Below are 25,864 nucleotides of genomic sequence, written 5' to 3'. Positions count from 1 at the left end.
CATTTCCGTGAGGAGGGATCGGTGAGTGGGGAGAGCGGGGGAGGAGCGGTCAGCGCAGCGGGCCGGTGACGGACTCCGCGGCGCGCAGCGCTTCGCCGGAGGCGACGTAGCGGACCGCGGCCTCGATCTCGGGGGCGAGGTAGCGGTCGGTGCCCGGGCCCTCGACGTCGCGGCGGAGCCCGGCGACGACCGCGCCGGTGGCCGGCGACGGCGTCAGCGGGGCGCGCAGGTCCAGGGCGCGGGCGGCGGTCAGCAGCTCCACGGCGATGACGCGGGTGAGGCCGTCGATGCCCCTGCGCAGCTTGCGGGCGGCGGACCAGCCCATCGAGACGTGGTCCTCCTGCATGGCGCTGGAGGGGATCGAGTCGACCGACGCGGGCGCGGCGAGCCGCTTCAGCTCCGAGACGATGGCCGCCTGGGTGTACTGCGCGATCATGTGGCCGGAGTCCACGCCCGGGTCGTCGGCGAGGAAGGCGTTCAGCCCGTGGTTGCGGGCCACGTCCAGGAAGCGGTCGGTGCGGCGCTCGGAGACCGAGGCGACGTCGGCGACCGAGATGGCGAGGAAGTCGAGGACGGCGGCGACCGGCGCGCCGTGGAAGTTGCCGTTGCTCGCCACCCGCCCGTCGGGCGTCACCACGGGGTTGTCGACGGCGCTCGCCAGCTCCCGCGAGGCGACCAGCGCGGCGTGCGCGGCGGTGTCCCGCGCGGCGCCGTGCACCTGCGGCGAACAGCGCAGCGAGTACGCGTCCTGCACCCGGGTGCACTCCGGTCCGCGGTGGCTCGCCACGATCGCGGAGTCGGCGAGCACCGCGCGGAGGTTGGCGGCGCTGTCGGCCTGGCCCGGGTGCGGGCGCAGCGCCTGGAGGTCGGCGGCGAAGACCGCGTCCGTACCGAGCTGCCCCTCGACGCTCATCGCCGCGCTGATGTCGGCGGTGGCCAGCAGCGTCCGCAGGTCGTGCAGGGCGAGCACGAGCTGGCCCAGCATGCCGTCGGTGCCGTTGATGAGGGCCAGGCCCTCCTTCTCCTGGAGCACGACCGGGGTGATCCCGGCGGCGGCCAGCGCCTCGCCCGCCGGGCGCAGCGTGCCCTCGGCGTCGCGGACCTCGCCCTCGCCCATGACGGCCAGTGCGCAGTGCGCGAGCGGCGCCAGGTCACCGGAGCAGCCGAGCGAGCCGTACTCCCGCACGACGGGGGTGATGCCCGCGTTCAGCAGCGACGCGTACGCCTGCGCCGTCTCCGCGCGGACGCCGGTGCGGCCGGTGGCCAGGGTGGACAGGCGCAGCAGCATCAGCGCCCGGATCACCTCGCGCTCGACCTCGGGGCCGGAGCCCGCGGCGTGCGAGCGGACCAGGCTGCGCTGGAGCTGGGCACGCAGCTCGGTGGGGATGTGGCGGGTGGCGAGGGCGCCGAAGCCGGTGGAGACGCCGTAGTGCGGGGTGACGTCGTCGGCCAGCGCCTCGACGACCTTCCGGCTCTGGCCGATCTCCTGGCGGGCCGCCGCCGAAAGCTCCACGCGGGCACCGTGGCGGGCGACGGAAACGACATCGTCGGCGCTGAGCGGGCCGACATCAACGAGAACGTGGTTCATGTCTCCATGAAGCACCCCGGGGCCGGGGTTCCGCCACGTCCGTCAAGAGTCTTATGTCTGGGATCCAAGACATTCGTGGGCGCCGCGGGGCGTCCCGCCGGCGGGACGGCGGTAGCGTCACCGCATGTCCATCGTGCCCGCGGCGGCCCAGGTCCTGGCCGTACTGCGCTATCTCGCCCGGCAGGCGGGACCGGTCCAGGCCGCCGCCATCAGCCGCGACGTGGGGCTGCCCCGCTCCACGACGTACCACCTCCTCGACACCCTCGTGCACGACGGTTTTGTGGTGCATCTGGCGGACGAGCGCCGCTACGGCCTCGGCGTCAGCGCCTTCGAGCTGGGCTCCGGCTACAGCCGCCAGGCACCGCTGGCCCGCCTCGCCCGGGTGCCGCTCGCCGGTCTGGTGGACCGCACGGGCCACAGCGCCCACCTCGCGGTGCTGCACGGCCGCGAGGTCCTCTACGTCATCGAGGAACGGGCCCTGGGGCGCCCGCCGCTGGTGACCGAGGTGGGGGTGCGGCTCCCGGCGCATCTGACGGCCAGCGGCCGGGCGATGCTGGCCCGGCTGGCGCGGGCGCAGGTCAGGGCGCTGTTCCCCGACCCGTCGGCGTTCGTGGAGCGCACCGGCACCGGCCCGCGGTCGCTGTCCGCGCTGCACCAACTGCTGGTCGAGGTGCGGCGGCGCGGTTACGCCACGGAGGAGGGCGAGGTCACGGCCGGGTTCTCGTCGGTGGCCGCGCCGGTCCTCGACCACGGGGCGCACCCCATCGCCGGGGTGGCGACGACCTTCCCGGCGGCCGGGGTGGACGCCGCCCAGCGCGCCCGGCTGGCCGAGGAGGTCGCCCGCACCGCCCGCGAACTGACCCTGCGGGTCGGCGGCACCCCGGTGTGAACGCCCCCTTCCGGCAAGGGCGTTGAGGCAACGTTCAGCGAACGGCAATCCGCCCCGCCCACTCTCTCCGTACGGGCCCTCGCCGATGTGCCACGGGGGAGAGGGCCCGGCCAGATCCCGGGCGGCCGTGGGGGGGCGGACGCGCCGGGGGTACGGACGCGGGGCCCGGCGGGGGGAGGGTCCGGTGTCCGTACCGGGGCCGTTCCTGGGGAGGACGGTCCCGGAGCCGGGTGGCGCCCGGAACCGGCCTCCGGGCGCCACCCCGGACACGGAAGAGGCCCGGCACCGCGGAGGTGCCGGGCCGCGGGTGCGTCCGTGGGGGGGGCGGACGCACCGGGGCGGGTCCGTGCGGGCGCCGCGCCGTGAGGGGCGGACGGGCGGCGCCCGCGGACCCGCGCCGGGGTGACCGTGCGGGAGCGGTCAGCCCCGGGCGTCCACGGGGGCGCCGGTACCGGTCCGGAACCGCTGTACGTCCTTGCAGAACCGCACGGGGCCGGTGTTGACGACGTACTTGGCGGCGACCCAGGTCGGGCGGTCACGCAGCAGGTACCACACGTCGTTCCCGCCGATGTCCTGCGCGCGGACCTTGCAGCTCAGCCCGATCTGCGCGCCGCGGCGCAGGAATCCGCGGCCGGCGGAGTCCGTGCTCGGGTACTGGCGCTCGTGGATCCCGGTGGACGCCACGACCGTGCCGTACGGCACCGGGATCGCCGCCTGGGCCGGCGCCGCGCCGAGCAGCGTGGTGGACAGGGCGGCGGCCGCGGTCAGCGCGCCCGCTGTGGTGACGAACTTCTTGCCGCGTGCGAGGGTGCCGCTCATGGACATGGAGGTCTCCTGTTCTCGACGTGCAATGACGCCCATTGCCGCGAAGGGGACATTACGCCCAAGAGTCTCCATGCCGCGTTGAATCGCGGCGGAAGCGCTGATCGTGTCCGCCGTGCCCGCGTGTCGCGCCGGGGTCCGGCCGCCCCGCGCGTAAAGGTGCTCCGCGGCTCCCGGGGGCGCAGTGGCCCGGGAGCCGCGGAGCACGTCCGTGGCGCCGCCGCTCACGGCAGATAGCGTTCGAGGGCGGCGGCCCCTCTCTCCTCGATCATGCGCTGTGCCCACTCCAGGCTCTCGGGGCTCGGCTCCCGCCCCGACGCCCGCACCAGATCCTCGGCGTCGAACGGCCGCTCAGCGCCCGTGAACAGGTGCTTCGGCCGCTCGGCAGTTGTTCCCTCGTCGTCAGCGCTCACGGATTCCTCCTCTTCCGGCCCGCCCGGACGGCTGCTCACCGCCCGCCCCGGCCGCCGCTCACTTCGGGTCCCTCCATCATGCTGCCGCCGCCCCGGGTCCGCACGGCGTCGGATCCGGGCGGCGGGCGGCGCTCACGGCGCCGTACGGTCGGCGCCCCCGGTGGTCCCGGCCGGGCGCGTGAACCGGCGCCCGGTGGCGGGATCGACCAGGACGAAGTCCGTCACCTCCGCCGAGGTCTGCCGCACCGCGACGGTGCGGCCCGGGTCGTACCCCGGCCACGCCCGGCCCCCGGCGGACGGTGCGGTCTTCAGCTCGATGGGCGGGGTCAGCGGGGTGCCGCCCGCGCAGCGCACCCGCGGCACCCCGTGCCCGTCGACGAGCACGGCGGTCCCCGCCTGCATCACCGCCTGATGGCCGGTGGCCTCGCCGTCGCGGAAGCCGTGGGCGGTGATCCGGGTGTCGTACCGCAGCTCGACGGGGGTGAGGGCGCGCAGCGCCTGCGGTACGGAGGTGTCCTCGATGCCCTCGGTGTCGGCGAACGCGGCGTTGCGCGCGGGGTCGGCCGCCAGATACCGGATGAGCGTCTCGGTGTCGCAGGAGGCCGTGCCGCGCCTGCCGCCGTGGAGGCCGGGCAGGGAGCCGGGCAGGTCGCGGACGGAGTGCGGGCGGCTCGGGGCGGCGGGCGGTGCGGGCGGGCCGGTCCGGTGCGCCACCGACCCGGTGAACGGGTCGGGCCCGGGCTCCTGGAGCGGCAGCGGCAGCAGTCCGGCGCGGGCCCCGGCGGCGGCGGGCGCGCCCTGGTACGGCCGGGTGAGGAAGCCGGTCAGCAGCAGACCGGCCGCCAGGATCCCGGCGGGCAGGGCGAGCCGGGCGGTCCGGTGCCACCAGGGGGTGCGCCGGGCCGGGCGGACCGGGCGCCCCGGCGCGGCCGGATACCCCTCGGGCGGATGCCCGGCCGGTGTCCGCCCGGCGCCGGGCGGCTCGCCGGGGCCGTCGGCGCCGGACGGTTCCGGGGGGCCCTGTCCGGGCGGGGGTGGCGTCGTGGTCACGGCCCTCTCCGATCGTCCGGCGTCCGGCGGGCGGACGGTGCGGCGGGACGGTGTGCGGGGGCGTCCGGCTTCGTCCCGTTCCGTCCCCGGACCATTGTCTGCCCGGTGCCGCCGAGGGCCGCAAGCCGGACGGAGAGGGCGCGTCCGGCGTCAGACGAAGAACGCGTTCATCCCGGGGACGTCGGAGAGGTAGGTCTCGATCCGCGCGATCCGCCCGTCGCGGAGCGTGCAGACCGTGGCCAGGTACTCGTCCAGCACCGCGTCCTCGCGGCGCGCGGTGTTGTGCAGGGAGAGCGCCACGTTCTCCCGGCTGACCAGGACGTGCAGCAGCGCGAAGTCGAGGCCGTACGAGGCGATCAGCCGGGCGCGGTCCACCACGGCACCGGCGCCTTCGGCGGTGCCGGAGACGGTGTTGTCGCCGGGCAGGGTCCAGGTGGCGTCGGGGTGCAGCAGGGCCCGGATCCCGTCCCAGTCGCGGGCGACGAGGGCCTGGTGGAAGCGGTGCCCGAGGGCGAGTGCGGTGGTGTCGGTGGACATGGTGATGCCTTTCGCGGGGCTGTTAACGCAGAGATCTCTGCGTTAATGCGACTGTAGCCACACCGCCGACTAAGGCACAAGTCTCTGCTTTAAGATGGCGGGGTGAACGCAGACGCCTCGACGAAACGCCCCGGTGGCCGCAGCAGCCGCGTCCGTGCCGCCGTGCACGACGCCGCGGTCGCGCTGGTGGCCGAGTGCGGCGCCGACCGGGTCACCCTCCCCGCCGTGGCCCGCCGCGCGGGCGTCAACTCCAGCACCCTCTACCGGCGTTGGGGCACCGTCGCCGCCCTGCTCGCCGATGTCGCCGAGGGGCGCGACGACGCCGGTACGCCCCCGCTCGTCGGCGAACTCCGCGCCGACCTGGAGCGTCAGGCGCTCTGGACGCTGACCGAGCTGTCCCGGCCCGGCGGCATCGCGTTCTTCCGTGCCGAGGTCGCGCCCGGCATCGACGAGCGCCACGCCGGACTGCGGGACTGTCTGCACCGGGTCAGCGACCGCTTCCGCCCCGTCCTCGACACGGCGCGCGAACGCGGCGAGAACCCCCCGTCCCTGGAGCGGATCCTGGACCGGATCGTCGCCCCGCTCTACTTCCGCGTCGTCTTCTCGCTCCCCGGTACGGACGAGGCGTACGTCCGCGGTCTCGTCGCGGAGTTGCTGGACGGGGAGGCGCGCCAGGGGTGAGCCCGCGGCTTCCGGGGGCGGAGCGGTGAACTCGACGACGGAGAGCGGGAGTTGGGGCCTGGGCCGTCTCAGAGGTGCTGCCGGACGGCCGCGATCAGTTCGTCGATGCCGTCGCGGGTCCGGACCCGGTGTGCCTCGCACTCCTGCCGGCTGCGCGCCCGGGGGATCGCGGTGAGGCCGGAGAGCACCTCCTGTGCCTTCCGGCCCAACTCGTCATCCGTGAGCATCTGCACCCGGAACAGCGCCTCCTGGGCCTGGTTGCGCAGGTCGTAGGAGCGAAGGCGTACCGCGCCGGGGTCCTCGGGCGGCGGCTGTTCGTGTTCGCAGAACCAGAGGTGCACCAGGCAGCGCCGGTAGTTCAGCAGGGCGCCCGCGTAGGCGGAGCAGGCGTCGAGCCGCTCCTGCCGGAGCCTCTCGCGCCGGGCGAAGTGGCGCTCCCGGTCGCCGGTGTGCCGCTGGAACACCAGGGTGAGCACGGAGCCGAGGAGGGTTCCCAGGACGGCCACGGCGCTGGCGATGACGGATTCCACGCCGTCAGTCGATCACACCCGCCGGGGCCGGTCCACCGGCCGCCCCGCTCCCTCCGGTGCGGGGCCAACACCCCGGCGTCACAAGAGCGTTACGTGGATGACGGTGCGGCTTCACAGAGGTCCGTGAGGCTGGCGTTGCCGAGGCGGCCGCAGGGCCGCCCGGTGTGTTGTGACATCCGGTCCTCCCCCCACGATCCGATCAGGATGGGACCTCGATATGCGAACTCCGCCGAGCCGCGCCCGCGCGCGGTGTGCCGCGGTGCGCGGGTGCCCCTTGCCCCGCCGTGCCGCGCCCCGTGGCGTCATCACGTCCACGGGATTGTCATGTATTCAGCAAGCAGGCCCGGGTGCGGTGCGACACCCGGCCGTCCGCCCTGTCGCGCCGCGCGCGCGGACGAGAGCGCGCCAATAGCCCCGTTCCCACCGGCCGGCGCCCCGCGGACCCGTCCGCGTACGGCCCCGTGCCTTCCGTGAACGCGCGCCAGCGACACGGCAGTTGACCCGGACCGGGCCGCCGCCGGACCGCGGGCGCGCCGTCGGTGCGGCCCCGTGACCGGGGTGCCGCACCAGGACGGCGCGGCCCGGCCGGCCCGCGGCCCGGCCTCGACCGTGGCAAGAAAGGACCCTCACCGGTGCTCACCTCGCACCCCGCACCCACCGCCCCGCACCCGCCCGAACCGGCCGTGCCCCCGCACGGGCCCACCCACCGCACCACCGGGCACCTCCTCCTCGTCGGCGCCCCCGGGCCCCGCCGTGACCGGCTCACCGCCACCTTGACCACCACCGGCCACACCGTCCGCCACGCCGCGCCCGGTGACGTCGCCGACCACGTCGGCCAGGCGCCGCCGGACGCCGTCGTCGCCCTCGGCCCCGCCCCGGACGGCGCCGGACCGGACGACCCCGCCGCACCGCCGGACGCGTGCCCCGCGCTCGACGTCGTCCGCGAGATACGCACCGTCCCGGCGGGCCGGGCGCTGCCGCTGATCGTCGTCGGCGCCGCGGACGTCGCCGCCGTCCTGCGGCACGGCGCCGACGACTGCGTCCCGGAAGCCTCGGCGCCCGCCGAACTCGCCGCCCGTATCGAGGCCAAGCTGCGCCGCGTCCCGGTGCCCGTCGAGAACCTCCTCCTCGACCCGCGGACCGGGCTCTACTCGCACCGCCACTTCCGCGCCGAACTCGACCGCGAACTGCGGCGTCCCGAGGGCGGTCGCGGCGGCGGGGCGCTCGCCGTCGTCGCCGTCGCCGAGATGGCCGCCCTGGAGGCGCGGCTCGGCCCGCGGGTGCGCCGCGAGGTCGCCGAGCGGCTCGCCGGGGTCGCCGAACGGCTCGGCGGCGCCTGCGACCGCTTCGGCTGGGACGAGGACGGGCAACTGCTGATGCTGCTGCCCGGTGTCGGCGAGGACGCCGCCCGCCGCGCCCTGGAACGCTTCGCCACCACCGTCGCCGGGACCCGCTTCGTCGTCGCCGACGAGCACGTCCGCCTCACCCCGGCCATCGGCTGGCTGCCGCTCGCCGCCTGCCCCGACGCCGACCGCGGTCCGCGCCTCGCCGCCGACGCCGCCACCGAGGGGCTGCGCCACCGCGATCTGCGGCCCGTCCGGCACGCCGCCTGGATGCGCGGCGCCGAACACCGCCGCCCCCGCCGCACCCTGGGCTCGCTGCTCCGCCCGCCGCTGTCCGCCCTCTCCCCGGCGCTCTCCCTCCTCCTCGGCGTCGGCGTGCCGTACGTCCTCTACCGGCAGACGCACGCGCTCGGCTGGGAGCTGGGCTCCGCGATGTACTGGGTGGTCGTCGCCGGTCTGGTGCTGTCCGCGCTGCTCATCGTCGTCGAATGCCTCTTCTCGCTCGACGCCGACGAGCGGCCGGAGAAGCCCGGCGCGCCCTATCCGCCGGCCAGCGCCGTCATCGCCGCGTATCTGCCGAACGAGGCGGCGACGCTGGTGGAGACCGTCGAGTCGTTCCTGCGCCTGGAGTACCCGGGGGAGCTGGAGATCGTCCTCGCGTACAACACCCCGCATCCGCTGCCCGTCGAGGACACCCTGCGGGAGATCGCCCGGCGCGACCCGCGGCTGGTGCTGCTGCCCGTCGCCGGGTCCACCTCCAAGGCGCAGAACGTCAACGCGGCGGTGACGCGGGTGCGCGGCGAGTTCGTCGGCATCTTCGACGCCGACCACCACCCGGCGCCCACCGCCTTCCGCGACGCCTGGCACTGGCTGTCGAACGGCTACGACGTGGTGCAGGGCCACTGCGTGATCCGCAACGGCGACAGCTCGCGGATCGCCCGGCTCATCGCCGTCGAGTTCGAGGCGATCTACGCGGTCAGCCACCCGGGGCGCACCCGCCTCTACGGCTTCGGGCTCTTCGGCGGCTCCAACGGCTTCTGGCGCACCGATCTGCTGGCCCGCACCCGGATGCACGGCTCGATGCTCACCGAGGACATCGACTCGACGCTCCGCGCGCTCGGTGAGGGCGCCCGCTTCGCCGTCGACCGCACCCTGATCTCCCGCGAGCTGGCGCCGACCACCCCCACCGCCCTGTGGAACCAGCGCACCCGCTGGGCGCAGGGCTGGCTCCAGGTCACCCTCGCCCACCTGTGGCGGGCGCTGCGGTCACCGGTCTTCACCGTCCGGCAGAAGCTCGGTCTGTTCGTGCTGCTCGGCTGGCGCGAGGTGCAGCCCTGGCTCACCCTCCAGATCCTGCCGGTGCTGCTGTACGCCTGCTGGCGCGCGGGCGGCCCCACCCACCTGGACTGGGCGGTGCCGGTCGGCGTCCTCGCGACCTTGCTGACGCTCTCCGCGGGGCCGGTGCAGGCGCTCTTCGCCCGGCGGCTCGCGGTGCCGGAGATCCGCCGCCGTACGCCGTGGTTCTGGTTCTACTTCGCCGTCTCGACCGTCCTCTACAGCCACTTCAAGAACATCGTGGCCCGGCAGTCGCACCTCAAGGAGGCGCTCGGCGACCGCCAGTGGCGGGTCACCCCGCGCGCCGCCGCGCAGGCGGTGGCCCGCCGATGACCACCGCCACCGCACCGCCCGCCGCGCCCGCCACCGCGCCCGCACCGGCCACCGGCCGCGCCCGCGCCTCCGACCTCGACGGACTGCGCGGACTCGCGGCGCTGAGCACCGTCCTCTTCCACGTCTGGCAGCAGTACCACCGCTACGACGCGTCCGGCAGCCATCCGCCGATCGGCCAGCCACTCATCGGCGCGGCCCTGTCGTTCGAGGTCATCGACCTGTTCTTCGTGATGTCCGCGTACCTGCTGACCCTCTCGTACGCGCGCGCCGCCATCGACGGCGGCGCCGTCCGCACGGCCCGCGTCTTCCTCTTCCGCCGCGCCGTGCGCATCCTGCCGCTGTACGTCCTCGCCGTCTGCACCGTCTGGGCGCTGCGCAACCCGGACCTGCCCGGCGACTGGCGGGACCTGGCCGAACACCTCACCTTCACGCACCTCTTCGACCAGCGGCGGATCTTCTACACGCTCGGCCCGAGCTGGTCGCTGTCGCTGGAGGTCTGCTTCTACCTCGCCCTCGTCGTCCTCGGGCCGCTCGCGGTGCGCCTCTGCCGCCCGCTGCGGCGGCGCGGCGCCCGCATCGCCGTCTGCGCGGCGGGCTGCGCGGCGCTGTACGCGCTCCCGTGGATCTGGATCACCGTCGCCCACCAGGTGTTGGGCGTTCCGCACACCGACTGGGTGGTGTACTTCGGCCCGGCGGCGCGGTGCGGCGGGTTCGCCGCCGGGATGGGGCTCGCGGTGCTCGCCACCGCGCTGGGCGAACGGGGCCGTCCGCGCCGCGCCGTCGCCCTGCCGCTGACCGCCGCGGTGCTCGCCGCGCTGTACGGCCTGTCGCTGCTCTCCGCCCCGGAGAACGCGGCCTTCACCTACTACCACCCGCTGGCCTCCGGGCTCTGGGCGGTACTGCTCTTCGCCACCTTGCGGGTGCGCCGCCGCACCGTCTGGAACCGCTTCCTGACGGCCCGTTGGCTCACCGCGGTCGGGCTGGTCAGCTACAGCCTCTTCCTCTGGCACGAGCCGGTCATGCTCCAACTGCACCGCGCCGGACTGCTCCCGGCCACCCAGGCGGGCTTCCCGCTCGCCGTGCTGATCGTCCTCGCGGTGGCGCTGCCCTTCGCCTGGCTCAGCTACTGGCTGCTGGAGTACCCGGCGGGCCTCCTCGGCCGCCTCAAGGACGGCCGGGGCCGCCCGCGCGAGTTCTACCCGAAGGCGCCGCGCGCGACGGCGTGACGCCCGACCGCCGCCGGGGCCCGTCCGCGTACGGGCCCCGGCGGCACCGTCACCGCTCCGTGCCCCGCACCGGCAGCAGTCCGACGAGGAGACCGGCGACCGCCGCGGCGCACCCGGCGGCCACCACCGCGGGCCAGCCGCCCGCCGTCCAGGCCAGCGACCCGCACAGCGAACCGGTCGCGATCCCCAGGAACCGCAGTGTGAAATAGAGGGTGTTGAGGCGGTTGTGCTCCGCCCCGTCCAGGCGGAACAGCACCGTCTGCATCGCCGCCTGACCGCCCCACACCCCCACGTCCAGCACGATCACGCCCGCGATCACCCACCACAGCGAACCGGTCCCCGGCAGCAGCACCAGCCACCCCGCGACCACCAGCGAGGTCAGCGCCGCCAGGGCCCCGCGCCGCCCCCACCGCTCCGCCAGCCGCCCCGCGTACGGCGACGCCGCCGCGCTCGCCGCCGCCACCAGCCCGAACAGCCCGATCCGCGCCGGATCGAGCCCGTGCCCCTGCGCCAGCAGGAACGTCAGCGCCGTCCAGAACGCCCCGAACGCCACCCCCACCAGCGCGCCCGACAGCGTCACCACCCGCACCACCGGCCGCCACCACAGCCGGGGGAGCGAGGCGAGGGTGGCGCGGTAGCCCGAGCCCGTCGCGGGCGGCACCGGCAGCCGCGGCAGTGTCCGCCGCAACACCGCCATCAGCCCCAGCGTCAGCAGACACGACACGCCGTACACCGCCCGCCAGCCCGCCAGATCCGCCAGCGCCCCGGCGTACGCGCGCGAGGCCAGCACCCCGACGAGCAGTCCGCCCTGCACCGTGCCGACGATCCGGCCCCGGCCCGCCGCCGGGCCGTCCGCCGCGTCCGCCAGCGCCACCGCGAGCGGGGTCAGCAACTGCGGCACCGGCGACAGCACCCCGAGCGCGAACCCCGCCACCAGCAGCCACCACACCGACGGCGCCGCCGCGCACACCGCGAGCGCCGCCGCCGACCCCCACCCGAGCGTGAGGATCAGCCGCCGCCGGTCGTGACTGTCGCCCACCGGCACCAGCAGCGCGATGCCCACCGCGTACCCCGCCTGGGTGACGGTGGGCAGCGCCCCGAGCGTTCCGGCGTCCGCGCCCAGCGACCGGGCGACGGCGTCCAGCAGCGGCTGGTTGAGGTAGACATTGGCGGCCGTGACGGCGGCGGCGAGGGCCAGCAGCGGCACCGGCGACCGGCCCGCCGGCCCCGGCCCGAAGCCCCGCACACCGCCGCTGACCTGGGCAGAAGAAGTGGAGTGAGTCACAGCAACCGACGCTAGGGCGCCACCGCGCGGCATACTTTCGAGCCCCGGCCGTCCCCTGTCGAGAAACTGCCGGGAGCGGCGGGCGCACCACCCGCCGGCCGGAAGGAGCGGACGCGGTGTACGGCAAGAGCGAGGACCGGGACGACTACCAGCACGTCCCCAGGCCGCTGGCCGCGATGGCCCGCGATCTCCCCGACGGCCACCACATCCCGCCGCACCGCCACCGCCGCCACCAACTCCTCTACGGCACCACCGGCGCCCTCACCGTCACCACCGCACACGGCACCTGGATCGTCCCCGCCACCCGCGCCGCCTGGCTCCCGGCCGGCCTCACCCATGCGATGACCTGCGCCGGAGCGGTCGCGATGCGCACCCTCTACATCGACCCGGCCGCCGCCGGACACCTCCCGGCCGACCCCGCCGTCGTCCCCGTCACCCCGCTGCTGCGCGAACTCATCGACGAGGCCACCCGCATCCCCGTCGCCTACGACCCCGACGGCCGCGACGGCGCGCTGATGCGGCTGCTCCTCCTCCAGCTCGCCCCCGAACCGCTGCCCGCACTCCACCTCCCGGCGCCCGGCGACGCCGACCTGGCCCGGCTCTGCGCGGCGATCCGCCGCGACCCGGGCGCCCGCTGGTCCACCGCCGACCTCGCCGCCCGCGCCCACCTCAGCCCCCGCGGCCTGCACCGCCGCTTCACCGCCGCGACGGGCATGACTCCCGCCCGCTGGGTCCAGCAGGCCCGGCTGCTCCACGCCGTCACCCTGCTGGCCGCCGGGACCCCCGTCACCGCCGTCGCCGGCGCCCTCGGCTACGCCACCCCCAGCGCCTTCACCGCGATGTTCCGCCGCACCCTCGGCACCACCCCCAGCGGTTACTTCACCGCCGCGCCGCCCGACCGCGCGCCCCGGTAGTCCGTATCGTCACGCCCACGGGGACCGGCGTGCGGAGGCGGACATGCGGAAGATCGTGTTGATGATGTCGGTATCGCTCGACGGGTACTTCGAGGGACCCGGGCGCGACCTCGGCTGGCACTGCGTCGACGACGAACTCCGCCGCCACTGCAACGCCTACCTCGCCACGGCGGGCGGCTTCCTCGACGGCCGCGTCACCCACGAGCTGATGGCCGCCCACTGGTCCGCCGCCGCCGCCGACCCGGACGCCCCCGCGCCGGTCGCGGAGTTCGCGGCCATCTGGCGCGCCGCACCGAAATACGTCTTCTCCCGGACCCTGGAACACGTGGCGCCCGGCACCACCCTGCTGCGCGAGGTCGACCCCGACCTGATCCGGGCCCTGAAGTCCCGCCCCGGCGGCGACCTCTGCCTCGGCGGCGGCGACCTCGCCGCGACCTTCTTCCGCCAGGGCCTCGTCGACGAACTGCGCCTCTACGTCCACCCCGTCCTCCTCGGCGCGGGCACCCCGCTGCTGCCGCGCGCCGGGGCCCGCGTCCCGCTCCGCCTGGTGGAGACCCACCCCTTCGGCAACGGCGTGGTCCTCCTGCGCCACCAGGTGCTCACCGGGGGCGGCACGGAGTGACGCGGGGCGGCCGGGCCCGCCGGACCCGGCCGCCCCGGCGCGTCACGCCTTCTTGAGCCGGGCGACGATCCCGTCGATGTCGTTCCGCGCCCGCTCCGGCCGGACGAAGTGCCCGCCCGGCTCCTCGTACGCCTCGTACCGGATCCCGGCGCCGTCCAGTGCGGCCCTGAACTCCTGCTGTCCGCGCAGCACCTCCGTCTCGTTGAGCAGGTCGAACGGGTCGACCGGGTTGGGGCTCGTCCCGGCGACCAGGAAGACCCGCTTGTCGCGGTAGCTGTCCAGGTGCTCCATCGGGTTGTCGGCGCTGACCTTCGCCTCGTCCCACAGCGGCGCGCCGTAGATGGTGCCGCCCGCCAGGTCGAGGGCGGCGGCGGAGACGTTCGCCCAGTTGGCGACGGCGCCCAGATCGCGGCGGAGGCTCGGCGGTCCGGAGTGCGCGCTGACCGACGCGAAACGGTCGGGGTACTTCGCCGCGTACTTGAGCGCGCCGAAGCCGCCCATGGAGAACCCGGCCACGGCCCGGCCGTCGTACTCCGCGTACGTCCGGAAGTTCGCCTCGACCCACGGCATCAACTGGGCCATGTGGAACGTCTCCCAGTTCCGCGGGCCGGAGTTGGAGTTGACCGGGTCCGAGTACCACCCGGCGTGGCCGCCGTCGGGCATGACGACGATCAGCGGCTTCCCGGCGGTCCAGGCGCGGATACCGCCCTCCGGCAGCCGGTCCCAGGACATGAAGTCCTGGTCGGTGCCGCCGCCGTGGAAGAGGTAGAGGACGGGGTAGGTGCGCTCGCCGGTGTGGTAGTCGTCGGGCAGAAGGACGTTGACGGCGGGCTGCCAGCCGATCGCGTCGGTCGCGAACTTGTAGAACCACATCCGGGAGTCGTGCTCGTCGCGCTGGACGATACGCAGCCCGGATCCGTCGCCCGGCGCCGCACTGGCCGGACCGGCGGCCGACAGGACCCCCGCCCCGCCGAGCGCCAGCGCGGCGGAGACCCCGCCGACGGCCTTCAGCACATTCCGTCGGCTGGTGCGGTGCTCGCTCACATGACCTCCAGGTCGAGAAGGCGGCACGGCCGGTGCGCGTGCCGCGAGAAGCCCGGGTACGTCACCGGGGCCCGCCGGGCGGCGGGCGCGGAGGCGGAGGCAGGCCGGGCCGGGAAAGGGCGCGCAGGGCGGTGCGGGCCCGGTTCCCGGGCGCACATGGCCCGGGCACCGGAAGCACGGCAGGGGCGCACGCCCCACACGCCACGCCCGCTGCCTGCCATCGCCGTCCCCCGTGTTCCCCCGTGTCCCCCGGTGGCGGCCGGTGGTGACGCGCACACCCTTGCGGCCGGTGCTGAAATGCCGATGAAATTCCGTTGATGCCGACAGGGGGACGGGCGTGAGCGGAGACTTCGGAGCAGGTGACGGCGGCCGGTGGCGGATCGCCGTACTGGGGCCGGTGCGGGCCTGGCGGGACGGTGCGCCGCTGGCGCTGGGACCGGCCCGGCGGCGGGCGGTCCTGGCCGCCCTGGTGCTGCGGCCGGACACCCGCGTCAGCCATGAGCAACTGCTCGACGACGTATGGGGCGCCCACCCGCCGCCCACCGGCCGCCGGGTACTGCCCAGTTACGTCTATCCGCTGCGCAAGGCCCTCGACCCGCCGGGCACCCCGCCCGCCCGGTCGGTGATCCGCAGCGACCGCGGCGGCTACCTCTTCCGCACCGACGGCGTCCTCCTCGACACCGCGGAGCTGGCCGCGCACACCGACGCCGCCCACCGCGCCCGCACCGCCGGCGACCCGGCCACCGCCGCCGACCGCCTCGCCGCGGCCCTCGCCCTCCTCGGCGACGAGCCGCTGAGCGGCCTGCCGGGCCCCTTCGCCCACACCGAACGGCAGCGCCTGGCCTGCCGCCGCCCCGCGCTCCAACGGGACCGGCTGGCCTGCCTCGTGGACCTCGGACGCGCCGCCGAAACCCTCGACGGCCTCGCCGCACTCTGCGCCGCCGACCCGTACGACGAGGCGCTGGCGGCGCTGCGGATGCGCGCCCTCCACGACAGCGGACGGCAGGCCGCGGCGCTGGAGGTCCACCAGGAGATGCGCACCCGGCTGCGCGACGAACTCGGCGTCGACCCGGGCGAGGAACTGCGCCGCACCCACCAGGCGGTCCTGCGCAGCGACGACGAACGGCTGCACGCCCCGCAGACCCGCCCGCCCGGCGCCACACCGCCCCGCCCCGCCGTCGACGACCTCCCCGCCGGACCCACCCGCCTCATCGGACGGGAACGTGAACTCGCCCACCTCACCGAGGAGTTGACCTCAGACGGCGTCACCGTCCTCGCCGTCGACGGCGTCGCGGGCGTCGGCAAGAGCGCCTTCGTCCTGCACACCGCCCGCACCCTGCGCGCCCGCCACCCCGACGGCTGCCTCTTCACCGACCTGCGCACCCACAGCGCCGACCGCCGCCCCCTCGACCCGCGGCGGGTGCTGCGCCGCCTGCTGCGCGCGGTCGGCGCGCCCGGCAGCGAGGTCCCCGAGGACCTCGACGACCTGACCGCCGCCTGGCGCGCCGCCACCAGCGCCCGGCGCCTCCTCCTCGTCCTCGACGACGTACGCGACGCCGAACAGATACGGCCGCTGCTGCCCGCCGGCCCCGGCAGCACCGTCCTGGTCGCGGGCCGCCGCCGGCTGCCCGGACTCGACGCCGACCGCCGTGTCACCCTCGACCCCCTCGGCGGCGACGCCGGTCTGGCCCTCCTCCGCGACCTGGTCGGCGCCGCCCGCGCCGACCGCGAACCGGCCGCCACCCGGCAACTGGTCCGCCTCTGCGACGGCCTCCCGCTCGCCCTGCGCATCGCCGGTGCCCGCCTCCAGACCCGCCCCTCCTGGACCCTCACCTCCCTGGTCGAGCGGATGACGGGCGACGAACACCGGCTGGGCGAACTGCGCGCCGGGGACCGCAGCGTGGAGGCCGCCTTCCGGCTGTCGTACGACCACCTCGCGCCCGAGCAGCGGCGCGGCTTCCGGGCGCTCGGCCTCGCCCCCACCGTCGAGTTCGACGTCCGCACCTCGGCGGCGATGCTCCACCGCCCGCCCCACGAGGCCGAACGTCTCCTGGAGAGCCTGGTCGACGCCAGCCTGCTGCACCAGCCAGGACCCGGCCGCTACCGCCTGCACGACCTGGTACGGGCGCACGCCCGGCGGCTCGCGGCCGAGAACCCCGACGAGACCGCGGCCGCGCGCACCGCCGGGCTGCGGCTCTACCTCGACGCGGGCCGCATCACCAGCGACTGGGGCCCCGACGGCTTCCCCACCGGCCCGCGGCCCACCGACGCGTTCACCGACTGGCAGGACGCCGACGGCTGGCTGGACGCGGCGGGCGGCGAACTCGCCGACGTCGTCGCGCACGCCGCCGCCCTCGGCGAGACCGACCAGGCATGCTGGATCGCCGAGGCCCTCAGCGACTACTTCGCCCGCCGGGGCCGCTACCACGAGTGCCGCGGCGCGCTGCGCACCGCGCTCGCCCGCGCCGACGCGTCCGGCGACCCGCGGATGCCCGGCGCCCTGCGCAACTGCATGGGCATCACCGACATCTACCAGGGCCGCCACGAGCAGGGCCGCGCCTGGTTCACCGAGGTGCTGCAACTCGACGGCGCCCGCGTCGACCTGCGCGAACAGGCCCGGGCCCTCGGCGGGCTCGGCGCCGCCGAACTCCAGGCGGGCCGCCCCGAGCACGCCCTCGTCCACCTCACCGCCGCGCTGGCCGTCGCCCGCCGCCTCGGCGACAACTGGCTCAACGCGATGGGCCTGTGCATCCTCGGCGCTCTCCACCACACCCGGCGCCGCCATGAACAGGCGCTGGCCTGCTACACCGCCGCCCTCACCCACGCCGAGGCCAACGGCCGCCCCCGCATGATCGCCAAGACCCTCGCCGCCACCGCCGACGTCCACCTCGACCTCGGCCACTTCGGCGAAGCCCGCGCGCTCTACCGGCACGCCGCCGACCTGGCACAGCGCTCCGGCGACGTCCTGCTGCACGCGATCACCCTGACCCGTATGGGCTCCGCCGAACACGGCGCCGGCAACCTCCCCGCCGCCACCGCCCTCCACCACCAGGCCCTCGCCCGCCACGGCATGCTCTCCCCGCTCTCCGAGCCCCACCGCGACCGCCTGGAGATGGACATCCGCTACCGCCTGGGCCGCACCTACTCCGCCGCCGGCCGCGTCCTGGAGGCCCGCGAACAGTTCCGTACCGTCCTCACCCTCCCCGGCGCCGACGCCCACCCCGAACAACGCGCCCTGGCCCTGGAAGCCCTGCGCGAGAGCGGCGCGGAGGGGCGGGGGGAGCTGCCGTGAGGGCGCCGTACGCGGCGGACCGCCCGCCGCGTACGGCCGCGGGGAAAACCGGTGGTGCGGGCGGGCGCCCGCGGGCTACCGTCGGAGCGTCGCGGACGACGCCGACGGGGTTTCGTCGCAGGTGAAGAGGAGGTGCGGCTGATGGCTGCCGTTGCGAGGGGCATCGCCCCGCTCCAGAAGTTCATTCCGTCCACCTCCGTGGTCACCGGCTGATCCACGACGGCAGACGCCGTCCCCTCGCGCCCGCCCGTACCCCGGGCCGGGGCGTGCGGCCGGGGCCCGTGCGAAGGGCCTGCCTTGTCTTCCCTGCCTTCTTCCCTGTCCGCTTCCTCTCCCTCCATTTCCCCGTCCGCGGCTGCCGCGGACACCTCCTCACCCCGCCCCGCCGTCCCCGGGGCGCACACTCGCGATGCCGCGCCGGCGCTCGCCGCGTACGGCTGGGACGACGGCTTCGCGGACGGCTTCGCGCCGTACGCCGACCGTGGTTTCGTCCCCGGCCGGATCATCCGTGTCGACCGTGGCCGGGTGGACGCCGTGGTGCCGGACGGCGCCGGTGTGCGGACCGTGCTCGTGGACACCGCGCCGGTGGCGACGGGCGATCCGCTGCGGGTGCCGTGCACCGGCGACTGGGCCGTCATCGACCTGGAGAACGGCCGGGTCGGCCCGCAACTCGACGGGCTCGTACGGGCGTTGCTGCCGCGCCGCACCGCGTTCGTGCGGTCGGCGTCGTCGAAACGGTCGGACGGGCAGATCCTCGCGGCCAACGTCGATCACGCGGTGATCGCGGTCTCGCTCGCCGAACCGCTCGACCTGGACCGTGTCGAACGGTTCGTCTCCCTCGCCTGGGAGAGCGGCGCGCAGCCGCTGCTGGCGCTGACCAAGGCGGATCTCGTGACGGACGGGGCGTGCGCGGCGCAGCTCGTCGCGGACGTCGAAGGCGCGGCGCCGGGGGTGCGGGTGCTGGCCGTCAGCGCCGAGTCGGGGGAGGGCACCGAGGCGCTGGCCGCCGCGCTCACCGGCGGGACCGCGGCGTTGCTGGGCCGGTCCGGCGCCGGGAAGTCGACGCTCGCCAACGTCCTCGCCGGCCGGGAGGCGCAGCGGGTGCGGGCCATCCGCGACCGCGACGGCAAGGGCCGGCACACCACCACGACCCGCGATCTGCTGCCGCTGCCCGGCGGTGGCGTCCTGATCGACACCCCGGGGCTGCGGGGCGTCGGCATGTACGACGCCGAGGGCGGGCTCAGCCGTACGTTCGCGGATGTCGAGGAGCTGGCCGCGCGGTGCCGCTTCCCCGACTGCGCGCACGGCGCGGAGCCGGACTGCGCGGTCCGGGACGCGGTCGAGGACGGCAGCCTGGCCGCCCGCCGCCTGGACAGCTACCGCAAGCTGCAACGGGAGAACCGCCGCATCGTGGCGAAGACCGATGTCCGCCTCCGGGCCGAGATGCGCCGCGAGTGGCGGCTGAAGCAGGCGGAGGGACGCGAGCGGTCGGCACGGAAGAGGGGGACCGGGCGGCGGGGGTAGGGCCCGCCGGGCGGAGCCCCGTCGCCGAGGTCCGGGCCACGGATCCCGGCGACGGGGCCTCCGGCGAGCCCGGCCGCCTTGATCGCGGGGCCCGGCGGCGACCGCCCTACGGGTCCCGGCCGCCAAATCAGCTTGCCGCGGGCCACGTACCCCGGCTACAGAACGTGCATGACCTGGCATCTGACCCCCGAAGCCTTCGACTCCACGGACGCGACCGCCCTGCGCCGCGCCTACTACGACGAGGTCGCCAGCCGCTACTGGAAGCGACCGGCGACCCGCGCGGAGATCGACCAGGGTCTGGCCGACGACGGCGCGGACCTGCTCACCCCGCCCACGGGTCAGTTCGTCGTGGGGCGGTTCGACGGCGAGGCCGCCGCCTGCGGCGGGCTGCTGATGCTGGATCCCGGACGTGCCGAACTGACTCGCGTGTACCTGCGTCCCGCCTTCCGGGGCAAGAAGGGCGCCGGCCTCCTGCTGGAGCTGCTGGAGAGCGAGGCACGGCTGCTGGGCGCCGCCCGAATGGTCCTCAACACCCGCCTCGACCTGATCGAGGCCCGCTCGCTGTACGTCCGCCACGGCTACCGCGAGATCCCTGCGTACCGGACCGGTCCGTACGTCGAGATCTGCTACGGCAAGGCGCTGGGCCGGGCCGGCTGACCCGCGGTGTCCGCGCCCCGGCGGCGCTGCCGCTGCGGGCACGCCGGGAGCGGCAGCGCCCGAGGACGGGGACGGATTCCCGGTGCGGGTCTCTCCGGTCCGGTCGCCCCCGCGCGGCTCAGCCGTGTTCCGGCGGCGCGGCGGGCCGTTCCGGGAAGGGCGCGTCGGCGCGGAGTCCGTCCGCTCTGAGGTGCAGCAACTCCTCGAACTCCCGCATCCGGGACGCCCGGTACGCGGGGAGGTCCTCGGGTGTGTAGTCGTAGAAGCCCGTGCCGTCCTGCGGGCCCCGGCGCCGGGACCGCATGTTCTCCTCGATGACGGCCGGTGCGCGGAACCGCTCGCCCAGGGCGGCGGCGAGGTAGCGCGACGCGTAGTACAGGGTGTCGCCGCCGCCCCAGTCGATGAATTCGAGCGGGCCCAGCACGGAGAAGCGCGGGCCGAATCCGGCGCGGACGGCCCGGTCGATGTCGGCGGCGCTCGCGACGCCTTCCTCGACCATCCGCGCGGCCTCGTTCATCACGAGGACCTGGAGCCGGGGGACGATGTAGCCGGGCGCCGGTCCGCAGACGACGGGGACCTTGCCGATCCGCCGCAGCAGTCCGGTCAGCCGGCTCACCGCCCCGGGGTCGGTCCGCTCACCGCGGCTGACCTCGACCAGCGGCATGAGGTCGGCGGGGTTGAGCCAGTGGGCGTTCACGACGCGGCTCCCGTCGCCGACCGGCGCGGCGAGTTCCGTGACGAGGAACGTCGAGGTGGTGGACGCGATGACCGCCGAGCCGGAGGCGACGGCGCCGACCCAGGACAGGACGGACCGCTTGACCTCCAGCACCTCGGGGACCGCCTCGAACACCACGTCCGCCCCGGCGAGCCGCTCCCCGGCAGCCGCGCGGCCGCACACGGTGAGCCGCGGCGCCCGCCCGGACACGGGGGAGGGCCGCGCGGCCAGGCGGTCCAGGACCTCCCGTTCGGCCGCCCGCCGGTAGGGCGCCCGGTCCTCGTCCGTCTCCTTGACGTCCGCCAGCGTCACGTCCATCCCCGCGGACAGGAAGGCGAGGGCGATGCCCTGCCCCATACGGCCCGCGCCGACCACCACCACACAGGGGTGTGCCTGATCCGTCATACCGGGAACCCTTCGTCCAGCAGCTTCTTGAGTGCGGGGCGGGTCAGACCGGCGAGTGCCAGCGACTCCAGCGTGCGGCCCCGGGCGTACAGATCGGTGCCGGTGACGGCGGAGGCCAGGCTCAGCAGGCCCCGCGCGACCGGTGTGGGGCACCCCGCCCACCGCCCGACGGACACCAGGAACGACAGGCCGAGGCAGGTGTCCTCCCGCATGTAGCGGTGGCCGAGCAGGTCGATCGGCTCCCGCCAGTCGCCGCTGCCGGTGAGCTTCCCGTGCGCGGCGCGCCCGTACATCCACTCCTCGCCCGCCGTCGCGTAGTGGTCGGCGAGCGGGAAGTGCGGGGCGCCGTACCCCAACGCCTCGCGTACCGCGATCCGTTCGGCGTCGAGGGTGTCGGTCACCCGCCGCACCGACGGCTGGGTGCCTTCGTCGTGGAGGTCCCAGGAGGTGCCGTGCTCCAGGGGCCCGGCGTTCATGAGGAGCAGCGGCGGGTGGATCACCGGGCCCGCGTTCATGAGTGCCCCGCTGAGGCAGTCCCCGACCGGTTCGACGGCCGGATACGCCTGCCGCAGCACCCGGAAGGCGGCACCGGCCGAGCGGGCGGGGAGGACGCCGGTGGGCAGCCGGGTGGCGTACGCGCTGACCGCCACCTCGTCCGGGCCGCGGGTACGGGCCAGATAGGGCAGTGTGCCGCTCTCGGCGAAGGCGGCGTCGGCGCGGTTGCCCGCGGCGGCCATGGCCTTCGCGAACACCACCGTGCCGAAGGTGCCGGGCGGCAGGAGGACCACCTGACCGTCGCCGAGCAGCGGCGCCACCCGGCTCGCCAGCTCCTCGTGCGCGGTCGCCGGCAGCGGGACGACCACGAGCCGCGCGCCGCGTACCGCCTCGGCGAGGTCCGGCACGGCGCGGATCGCACCGGCGCGGGCCGCGGCGCCCACCGGAACCTGCCGCAGCCCCCGGTGGTCGCGGAGGCCGAGGGTGCCCCGCTGCCGCAGGGCCGTCAGGGCCGGGGCGTCGCGGCGCCACCAGCGCACGGTGTGGCCGCGCTCCGCGAGCGCGGCCGCCGCGGCGAAGGCGCCGTGCCCGCCGCCGAGAACGGTGAGGTCCATGGGGAGAGCTGTTCCCTTCGGTCGGGGGGATCCCTTCGGCCGGACGGGCCCGGTCTCAGCCGGCCGTGCCGTCCGCGACCGCGTCCCGTGGTTCCTGGGCGGACGCCCGCTCCTGACGGGCCATGCTGCGGCGGAAGGGCGCCCGGCCCAGCCACAGCAGGCCGATGCTGAGGACGGCGGAGATCCCGTACACCAGCGACAGGGACGTACCGATACGGGCCTCGGAGCCGAGGAGTTCGTCCGTGACCAGGGCGACCAGTGTGGTGCCGACGCCCACCGCGCTCAGGCTCAGCACCAGCAGGAACAGCGCCGACACCTGGGCACGTATCTGGTTCGGGCTGAGCAACTGCACGGCGGCGCTCGACGCGGGCATCGCGAACGAGGAGAAGAACATGGTGACCGCGAGCAGTGCCAGCGACAGCCACACCGGCCTGACGTGCGGGAAGAGGATGACCGGCACCGCCATACCGACGGCGCCGACGACCCCGGCGCGCATCGCCCCGTCCGGGTGGCCGCGGTGGGTGAACCGGTCGACGAGCCGGCCGCCGAAGAGCACACCGGAGCCGTTGGCCACGAGCACGACGACGCCCAGCGCGTATCCCACCTGGGTCGGGGTCATCCCGAACGTGCGGAGGTAGAAGGCCGGTGCCCACGCCATGAGACCGAGGAGCACCACCGCGGAGAGGGCGAAGCCCGCGTGGTGGTGGAAGACCGTCCTCGCGTGGCCGCGGAGGAAGGTGAACACCTCGCGCATCGCCACCTTCCGCACGGCGCCCGAGGCGTCCCGGGCCAGCCCGCGCCGTTCCGGGTCGCGGACCGTCAGGAAGAACAGCGCCGCGAGCAGCAGACCGGGCAGACCGATGACGAAGAAGGTCAGTTGCCAGGCGTGGACGTCACCGACCAGCGGCAGGGACAGCGCGTCGACGTCCTTGACCAGGCCGATGACGTACCCGCCGATGAAGAAGGCGGCGCTGCCCCCGAGGATCGAGCCGAGCGAGTAGACACCGAGGGCGCGGCCCAGCTTGTCCTTGGGGAACATGTCGCTGAACATCGAGTACGCCGACGGCGTCAGCGCCGCCTCCCCGACCCCCACGCCTATCCGGGCGAGGAACATGTGCGCAAAGCCCTTGCTGAGGCCGGAGAGCGCGGTGGCCAGACTCCACAGCGCGATGCCGACGGAGATGATCACGGGCCGGGAGCGGCGGTCCGCCAGCGCGGCGATGGGCAGCCCCATCACCGCGTACAGAAGGGAGAAGGCGAGTCCGCTGAGCAGGCTGAACTGGGTGTCCGTCAGGCTGAGATCGCGTTTCACGGGCTCGATCATCAAGGCCAGCGCCTGGCGGTCGACGAAGGACAGCAGATACGCGGCCGTACATATGGCCACGACGTAGTTCCTGTACCGCGTGGACCTGGGGTTCTGCGGAAGCAGTTGCTCGGTCATGAACGGCGCCTCATCGGGGGACGGTGGTGCCCGGAATGCGGTGGAGCCCAAAAGCAGCGAGAGCCCACACCGTAACCGTGATCACGGCCCGCACGCCCGGCCGTTGAGGGAATCCCGGGGTCATACCGGGGACTTCCCTTACGGGAAAAGGGACTTCACGGCTTCCACGGCCTCCGGCCCGGCGGATATCAGCGGATATCAATGGCGGGAAATCACGCCTGTGTGCCGCACCGGACCACTTCCCCGCCTGTACGCGACGGCGTGGTCGCCCGTACGGGACGACGCGGTCGCCCGGCCCTGACCGGGTACCGGCCCGCCGCACGGACGAGGCGGCGGGAGCCACCGGTGCTTCCGCACCCGTCGCGGCGGGGCCGGGCACCACCGGCCGCCCGGCGGCCCGGACGGCTCCCGGCCCGTCCCGCCCCGGCCGGGCTCCCGCCCCGCGCCGTCCGCCTCCCCCCGCGGCCCGGCCGTCCGCCTCCCACGCCCACGTCCGATTCCCGCCGGTCCGGTACGCGGCCGCGGCGCACACTGGGAGACAAGAGGGACGACGGCACCAGGCACGACGGCATCAGGGACGACGGCATCAGGGACGACGGCATCAGGGACGACGGCACCAGGCACGACGGGACCAGGCACGACGGCATCAGGGACGACGAGACCAGGTACGAGGCGGTGTCCAGCCGGGACGCGCGGTTCGACGGGGAGTTCTTCTTTGCCGTGACGACCACCGGGGTCTACTGCCGCCCGAGCTGTCCCGCCCTCACCCCGAAACGCGCCAACGTGCGGTTCTTCCCGTCGGCCGCCGCCGCGCAGGCGGGCGGCTTCCGGGCCTGCCGCCGCTGCCGCCCGGACGCCGTACCGGGCTCCGCCGAATGGAACGTCCGGGCCGACCTCGTCGGCCGGGCCATGCGGTTCATCGGCGACGGCGTCGTCGACCGGGAGGGCGTCGCCGGGCTCGCCCGCCGCCTCGGCTACAGCACCCGTCAGGTCCAGCGGCAACTCACCGCCGAACTGGGCGCGGGCCCGGTGGCACTGGCCCGCGCGCGCCGCGCGCACACCGCGCGGGTGCTGCTCCAGACCACCGAGCTGCCCGTCACCCAGCTCGCGTTCGCCGCCGGATTCGCCAGCATCCGCCAGTTCAACGACACGATGCGGGAGATCTACGCCGGTACCCCGCGCGAACTGCGCGCCGCCGCGCCGCGCGGCCCCGCCCGGCGCCCGGCGGACGGCCCCGCGCCCCACGGCATACCGCTGCGCCTGGCGTACCGCGGCCCGTACGCCGCCGCCGAACTCTTCGACTTCCTCACCGCCGAAGCCGTCCCCGGCGTCGAGGAGACGACCGGCCCGCGCGGCCACCGCACGTACCGGCGCACCCTGCGGCTCAGCTACGGCACCGCCATCGCCGAGGTCGACGAGGCCACCGGCGGCGCGGCCCGGCGGCGGCCGCGCGCGGCGGAGGGCGGCGCGGAGCGGGCCGCGGACGGCGGCTGGCTGGAGTGCCGGCTGCGGCTGACCGACCCGCGTGACCTGGCCACCGCCGTCCAGCGGCTGCGGCGCCTCTTCGACCTGGACGCCGACCCGTACGCCGTCGCCGAGCGGCTGGGCGGCGATCCGCTGCTGGCCCCCCTCGTCGCCGCCCGCCCGGGGCTGCGCTCACCGGGCGCCGCCGACCCCGAGGAACTGGCCGTCAAAGCCGTGCTCGGCGGGCCCCCGGAGCGCGCGGCGGAGCTGGTCGCCGCGTACGGCACGCCCCTGGACGCCGCCGACGGCGGGCTCACCCACGTGTTCCCGGCCCCCGGCGACCTCCGCACCGCCCAGGCCGGTGCACCGGTCCGGGCCCTGTGCGCCGCGCTCGCCGACGGCACCCTCGACCTCGGGGCGGGCGCCGACCGCACCGCCGCCGAACGGGTGCTGCGCACGCTGCCCGGCGTCGGCGCGCGGACCGCGGGCCCTCTCCGGATGCGGGCCCTGGGCGACCCGGACGCGGGCCCGGACGGCGCCCCCGACGCCTGGCGGCCGTGGCGCGCCTACGCCCTGCACCACCTGTGGCACGCGGGCCTGGTCCCGTCCGGCACGTTCGCCCTGCCCGCGCTCGCCGCCGGGTGA

Annotated in this window: 21 protein-coding genes; 10 read left to right on the top strand and 11 right to left on the bottom strand. The window is 75.5% G+C overall.

The genetic code is table 11. The features are described from left to right. Positions 1-49: 49 nt before the first annotated feature. On the bottom strand, positions 50-1,588 hold the full coding sequence (gene hutH / locus ACGH2B_RS04075) for a histidine ammonia-lyase (RefSeq protein ID WP_399084202.1): 1,539 nt from the start codon (positions 1,586-1,588) through the stop codon (positions 50-52). Positions 1,589-1,712: 124 nt separating this feature from the next. Here hutH and ACGH2B_RS04070 point away from each other — a divergent pair, with 124 nt between their 5' ends. Continuing rightward, on the top strand, positions 1,713-2,477 hold the full coding sequence (locus ACGH2B_RS04070) for an IclR family transcriptional regulator (RefSeq protein WP_399084199.1): 765 nt from the start codon (positions 1,713-1,715) through the stop codon (positions 2,475-2,477). Between the two features lie 420 nt (positions 2,478-2,897). Here the strand turns inward: ACGH2B_RS04070 and ACGH2B_RS04065 are convergent, their stop codons facing one another. From ACGH2B_RS04065 to ACGH2B_RS04050, 4 genes are all read right to left on the bottom strand, one after another. Next, on the bottom strand, positions 2,898-3,302 hold the full coding sequence (locus ACGH2B_RS04065) for an SH3 domain-containing protein (protein WP_399084196.1): 405 nt from the start codon (positions 3,300-3,302) through the stop codon (positions 2,898-2,900). Between the two features lie 221 nt (positions 3,303-3,523). Beyond that, positions 3,524-3,712 (bottom strand): hypothetical protein, encoded by a 189-nt coding sequence (locus ACGH2B_RS04060; protein ID WP_399084193.1) that lies wholly within the window; start codon positions 3,710-3,712, stop codon positions 3,524-3,526. A 132-nt stretch (positions 3,713-3,844) separates the two neighbouring features. Continuing rightward, positions 3,845-4,762, bottom strand: coding sequence for a DUF6777 domain-containing protein (locus ACGH2B_RS04055; RefSeq protein ID WP_399084191.1), 918 nt, complete (start codon positions 4,760-4,762; stop codon positions 3,845-3,847). A gap of 150 nt (positions 4,763-4,912) precedes the next feature. Continuing rightward, positions 4,913-5,299: a nuclear transport factor 2 family protein gene (locus tag ACGH2B_RS04050; RefSeq protein ID WP_399084188.1), complete on the bottom strand. Its 387-nt coding sequence runs from the start codon at positions 5,297-5,299 to the stop codon at positions 4,913-4,915. A gap of 102 nt (positions 5,300-5,401) precedes the next feature. Here ACGH2B_RS04050 and ACGH2B_RS04045 point away from each other — a divergent pair, with 102 nt between their 5' ends. Further along, positions 5,402-5,980, top strand: coding sequence for a TetR/AcrR family transcriptional regulator (locus ACGH2B_RS04045; protein WP_399084185.1), 579 nt, complete (start codon positions 5,402-5,404; stop codon positions 5,978-5,980). 68 nt (positions 5,981-6,048) lie between these two features. On the opposite strand, the gene ACGH2B_RS04040 is transcribed toward ACGH2B_RS04045, so the two are convergent. Continuing rightward, the gene (locus tag ACGH2B_RS04040) at positions 6,049-6,510 is read right to left on the bottom strand and encodes a hypothetical protein (protein ID WP_399084183.1); all 462 of its coding nucleotides are present in this window, start codon (positions 6,508-6,510) and stop codon (positions 6,049-6,051) included. A 632-nt stretch (positions 6,511-7,142) separates the two neighbouring features. Between ACGH2B_RS04040 and ACGH2B_RS04035 the strand changes: the two genes are divergently transcribed. After that, on the top strand, positions 7,143-9,521 hold the full coding sequence (locus ACGH2B_RS04035; protein WP_399084180.1) for a glycosyltransferase: 2,379 nt from the start codon (positions 7,143-7,145) through the stop codon (positions 9,519-9,521). Continuing rightward, positions 9,518-10,747: an acyltransferase family protein gene (locus ACGH2B_RS04030; protein ID WP_399084177.1), complete on the top strand. Its 1,230-nt coding sequence runs from the start codon at positions 9,518-9,520 to the stop codon at positions 10,745-10,747. The genes ACGH2B_RS04035 and ACGH2B_RS04030 overlap by 4 nt, the downstream gene beginning before the upstream one ends. Positions 10,748-10,796: 49 nt before the next feature. Here the strand turns inward: ACGH2B_RS04030 and ACGH2B_RS04025 are convergent, their stop codons facing one another. Continuing rightward, on the bottom strand, positions 10,797-12,032 hold the full coding sequence (locus ACGH2B_RS04025) for an MFS transporter (RefSeq protein WP_399084174.1): 1,236 nt from the start codon (positions 12,030-12,032) through the stop codon (positions 10,797-10,799). A gap of 116 nt (positions 12,033-12,148) precedes the next feature. On the opposite strand from ACGH2B_RS04025, the gene ACGH2B_RS04020 reads away from it, so the two are divergent. Both ACGH2B_RS04020 and ACGH2B_RS04015 read left to right on the top strand, forming a co-directional pair. Next, positions 12,149-12,946, top strand: a complete 798-nt coding sequence (locus ACGH2B_RS04020; protein ID WP_399084171.1) for a helix-turn-helix domain-containing protein — start codon at positions 12,149-12,151, stop codon at positions 12,944-12,946. A 43-nt stretch (positions 12,947-12,989) separates the two neighbouring features. Next, complete coding sequence (locus ACGH2B_RS04015; RefSeq protein ID WP_399084168.1) at positions 12,990-13,568, top strand: dihydrofolate reductase family protein; 579 nt, start codon at positions 12,990-12,992, stop codon at positions 13,566-13,568. Between the two features lie 42 nt (positions 13,569-13,610). Here ACGH2B_RS04015 and ACGH2B_RS04010 read toward each other — a convergent pair whose 3' ends face one another. Next, the gene (locus ACGH2B_RS04010) at positions 13,611-14,612 is read right to left on the bottom strand and encodes an alpha/beta hydrolase (protein WP_399084165.1); all 1,002 of its coding nucleotides are present in this window, start codon (positions 14,610-14,612) and stop codon (positions 13,611-13,613) included. A gap of 337 nt (positions 14,613-14,949) precedes the next feature. Between ACGH2B_RS04010 and ACGH2B_RS04005 the strand changes: the two genes are divergently transcribed. The 3 genes from ACGH2B_RS04005 (at position 14,950) to ACGH2B_RS03995 (ending at position 20,085) form a co-directional block, all read left to right on the top strand. Next, the gene (locus ACGH2B_RS04005; RefSeq protein ID WP_399084163.1) at positions 14,950-17,904 is read left to right on the top strand and encodes an AfsR/SARP family transcriptional regulator; all 2,955 of its coding nucleotides are present in this window, start codon (positions 14,950-14,952) and stop codon (positions 17,902-17,904) included. A 339-nt stretch (positions 17,905-18,243) separates the two neighbouring features. After that, complete coding sequence (rsgA, locus tag ACGH2B_RS04000) at positions 18,244-19,428, top strand: ribosome small subunit-dependent GTPase A (RefSeq protein WP_399096681.1); 1,185 nt, start codon at positions 18,244-18,246, stop codon at positions 19,426-19,428. A gap of 168 nt (positions 19,429-19,596) precedes the next feature. Next, the gene (locus ACGH2B_RS03995; RefSeq protein WP_399084160.1) at positions 19,597-20,085 is read left to right on the top strand and encodes a GNAT family N-acetyltransferase; all 489 of its coding nucleotides are present in this window, start codon (positions 19,597-19,599) and stop codon (positions 20,083-20,085) included. A 118-nt stretch (positions 20,086-20,203) separates the two neighbouring features. Here the strand turns inward: ACGH2B_RS03995 and ACGH2B_RS03990 are convergent, their stop codons facing one another. The 3 genes from ACGH2B_RS03990 to ACGH2B_RS03980 are packed head-to-tail and all read right to left on the bottom strand — an operon-like array spanning position 20,204 to position 23,755. Then, the gene (locus ACGH2B_RS03990) at positions 20,204-21,205 is read right to left on the bottom strand and encodes a 3-hydroxyacyl-CoA dehydrogenase NAD-binding domain-containing protein (RefSeq protein WP_399084157.1); all 1,002 of its coding nucleotides are present in this window, start codon (positions 21,203-21,205) and stop codon (positions 20,204-20,206) included. After that, on the bottom strand, positions 21,202-22,314 hold the full coding sequence (locus tag ACGH2B_RS03985) for an NAD/NADP octopine/nopaline dehydrogenase family protein (RefSeq protein WP_399084154.1): 1,113 nt from the start codon (positions 22,312-22,314) through the stop codon (positions 21,202-21,204). The genes ACGH2B_RS03990 and ACGH2B_RS03985 overlap by 4 nt, the downstream gene beginning before the upstream one ends. 55 nt (positions 22,315-22,369) lie before the next feature. Next, a complete protein-coding gene (locus ACGH2B_RS03980; protein ID WP_399084151.1) occupies positions 22,370-23,755 on the bottom strand; it encodes an MFS transporter in 1,386 nt (461 codons plus the stop codon). 645 nt (positions 23,756-24,400) lie between these two features. On the opposite strand from ACGH2B_RS03980, the gene ACGH2B_RS03975 reads away from it, so the two are divergent. Then, positions 24,401-25,864, top strand: coding sequence for a DNA-3-methyladenine glycosylase 2 family protein (locus ACGH2B_RS03975; protein WP_399096678.1), 1,464 nt, complete (start codon positions 24,401-24,403; stop codon positions 25,862-25,864).

This window comes from Streptomyces sp. BBFR2 (genome assembly GCF_044497305.1).
Taxonomy (GTDB): domain Bacteria; phylum Actinomycetota; class Actinomycetes; order Streptomycetales; family Streptomycetaceae; genus Streptomyces.
Note: the sequence above shows the minus strand (reverse complement) of the source record. Positions and strands in the feature narration are given on the sequence as shown.

What these genes read in the sequence shown, in the direction of transcription:
- ACGH2B_RS04015 (WP_399084168.1), top strand. Translation starts at nt 12,990, where the DNA reads ATGCGGAAGATCGTGTTGATGATGTCGGTATCGCTCGACGGGTACTTC.
- ACGH2B_RS04030 (WP_399084177.1), top strand. Translation starts at nt 9,518, where the DNA reads ATGACCACCGCCACCGCACCGCCCGCCGCGCCCGCCACCGCGCCCGCA.
- hutH (WP_399084202.1), bottom strand. Translation starts at nt 1,588, where the DNA reads ATGAACCACGTTCTCGTTGATGTCGGCCCGCTCAGCGCCGACGATGTC.
- ACGH2B_RS03980 (WP_399084151.1), bottom strand. Translation starts at nt 23,755, where the DNA reads ATGACCGAGCAACTGCTTCCGCAGAACCCCAGGTCCACGCGGTACAGG.
- ACGH2B_RS04050 (WP_399084188.1), bottom strand. Translation starts at nt 5,299, where the DNA reads ATGTCCACCGACACCACCGCACTCGCCCTCGGGCACCGCTTCCACCAG.
- ACGH2B_RS03990 (WP_399084157.1), bottom strand. Translation starts at nt 21,205, where the DNA reads ATGACGGATCAGGCACACCCCTGTGTGGTGGTGGTCGGCGCGGGCCGT.
- ACGH2B_RS03985 (WP_399084154.1), bottom strand. Translation starts at nt 22,314, where the DNA reads ATGGACCTCACCGTTCTCGGCGGCGGGCACGGCGCCTTCGCCGCGGCG.
- ACGH2B_RS04070 (WP_399084199.1), top strand. Translation starts at nt 1,713, where the DNA reads ATGTCCATCGTGCCCGCGGCGGCCCAGGTCCTGGCCGTACTGCGCTAT.
- ACGH2B_RS03995 (WP_399084160.1), top strand. Translation starts at nt 19,597, where the DNA reads ATGACCTGGCATCTGACCCCCGAAGCCTTCGACTCCACGGACGCGACC.
- ACGH2B_RS04065 (WP_399084196.1), bottom strand. Translation starts at nt 3,302, where the DNA reads ATGTCCATGAGCGGCACCCTCGCACGCGGCAAGAAGTTCGTCACCACA.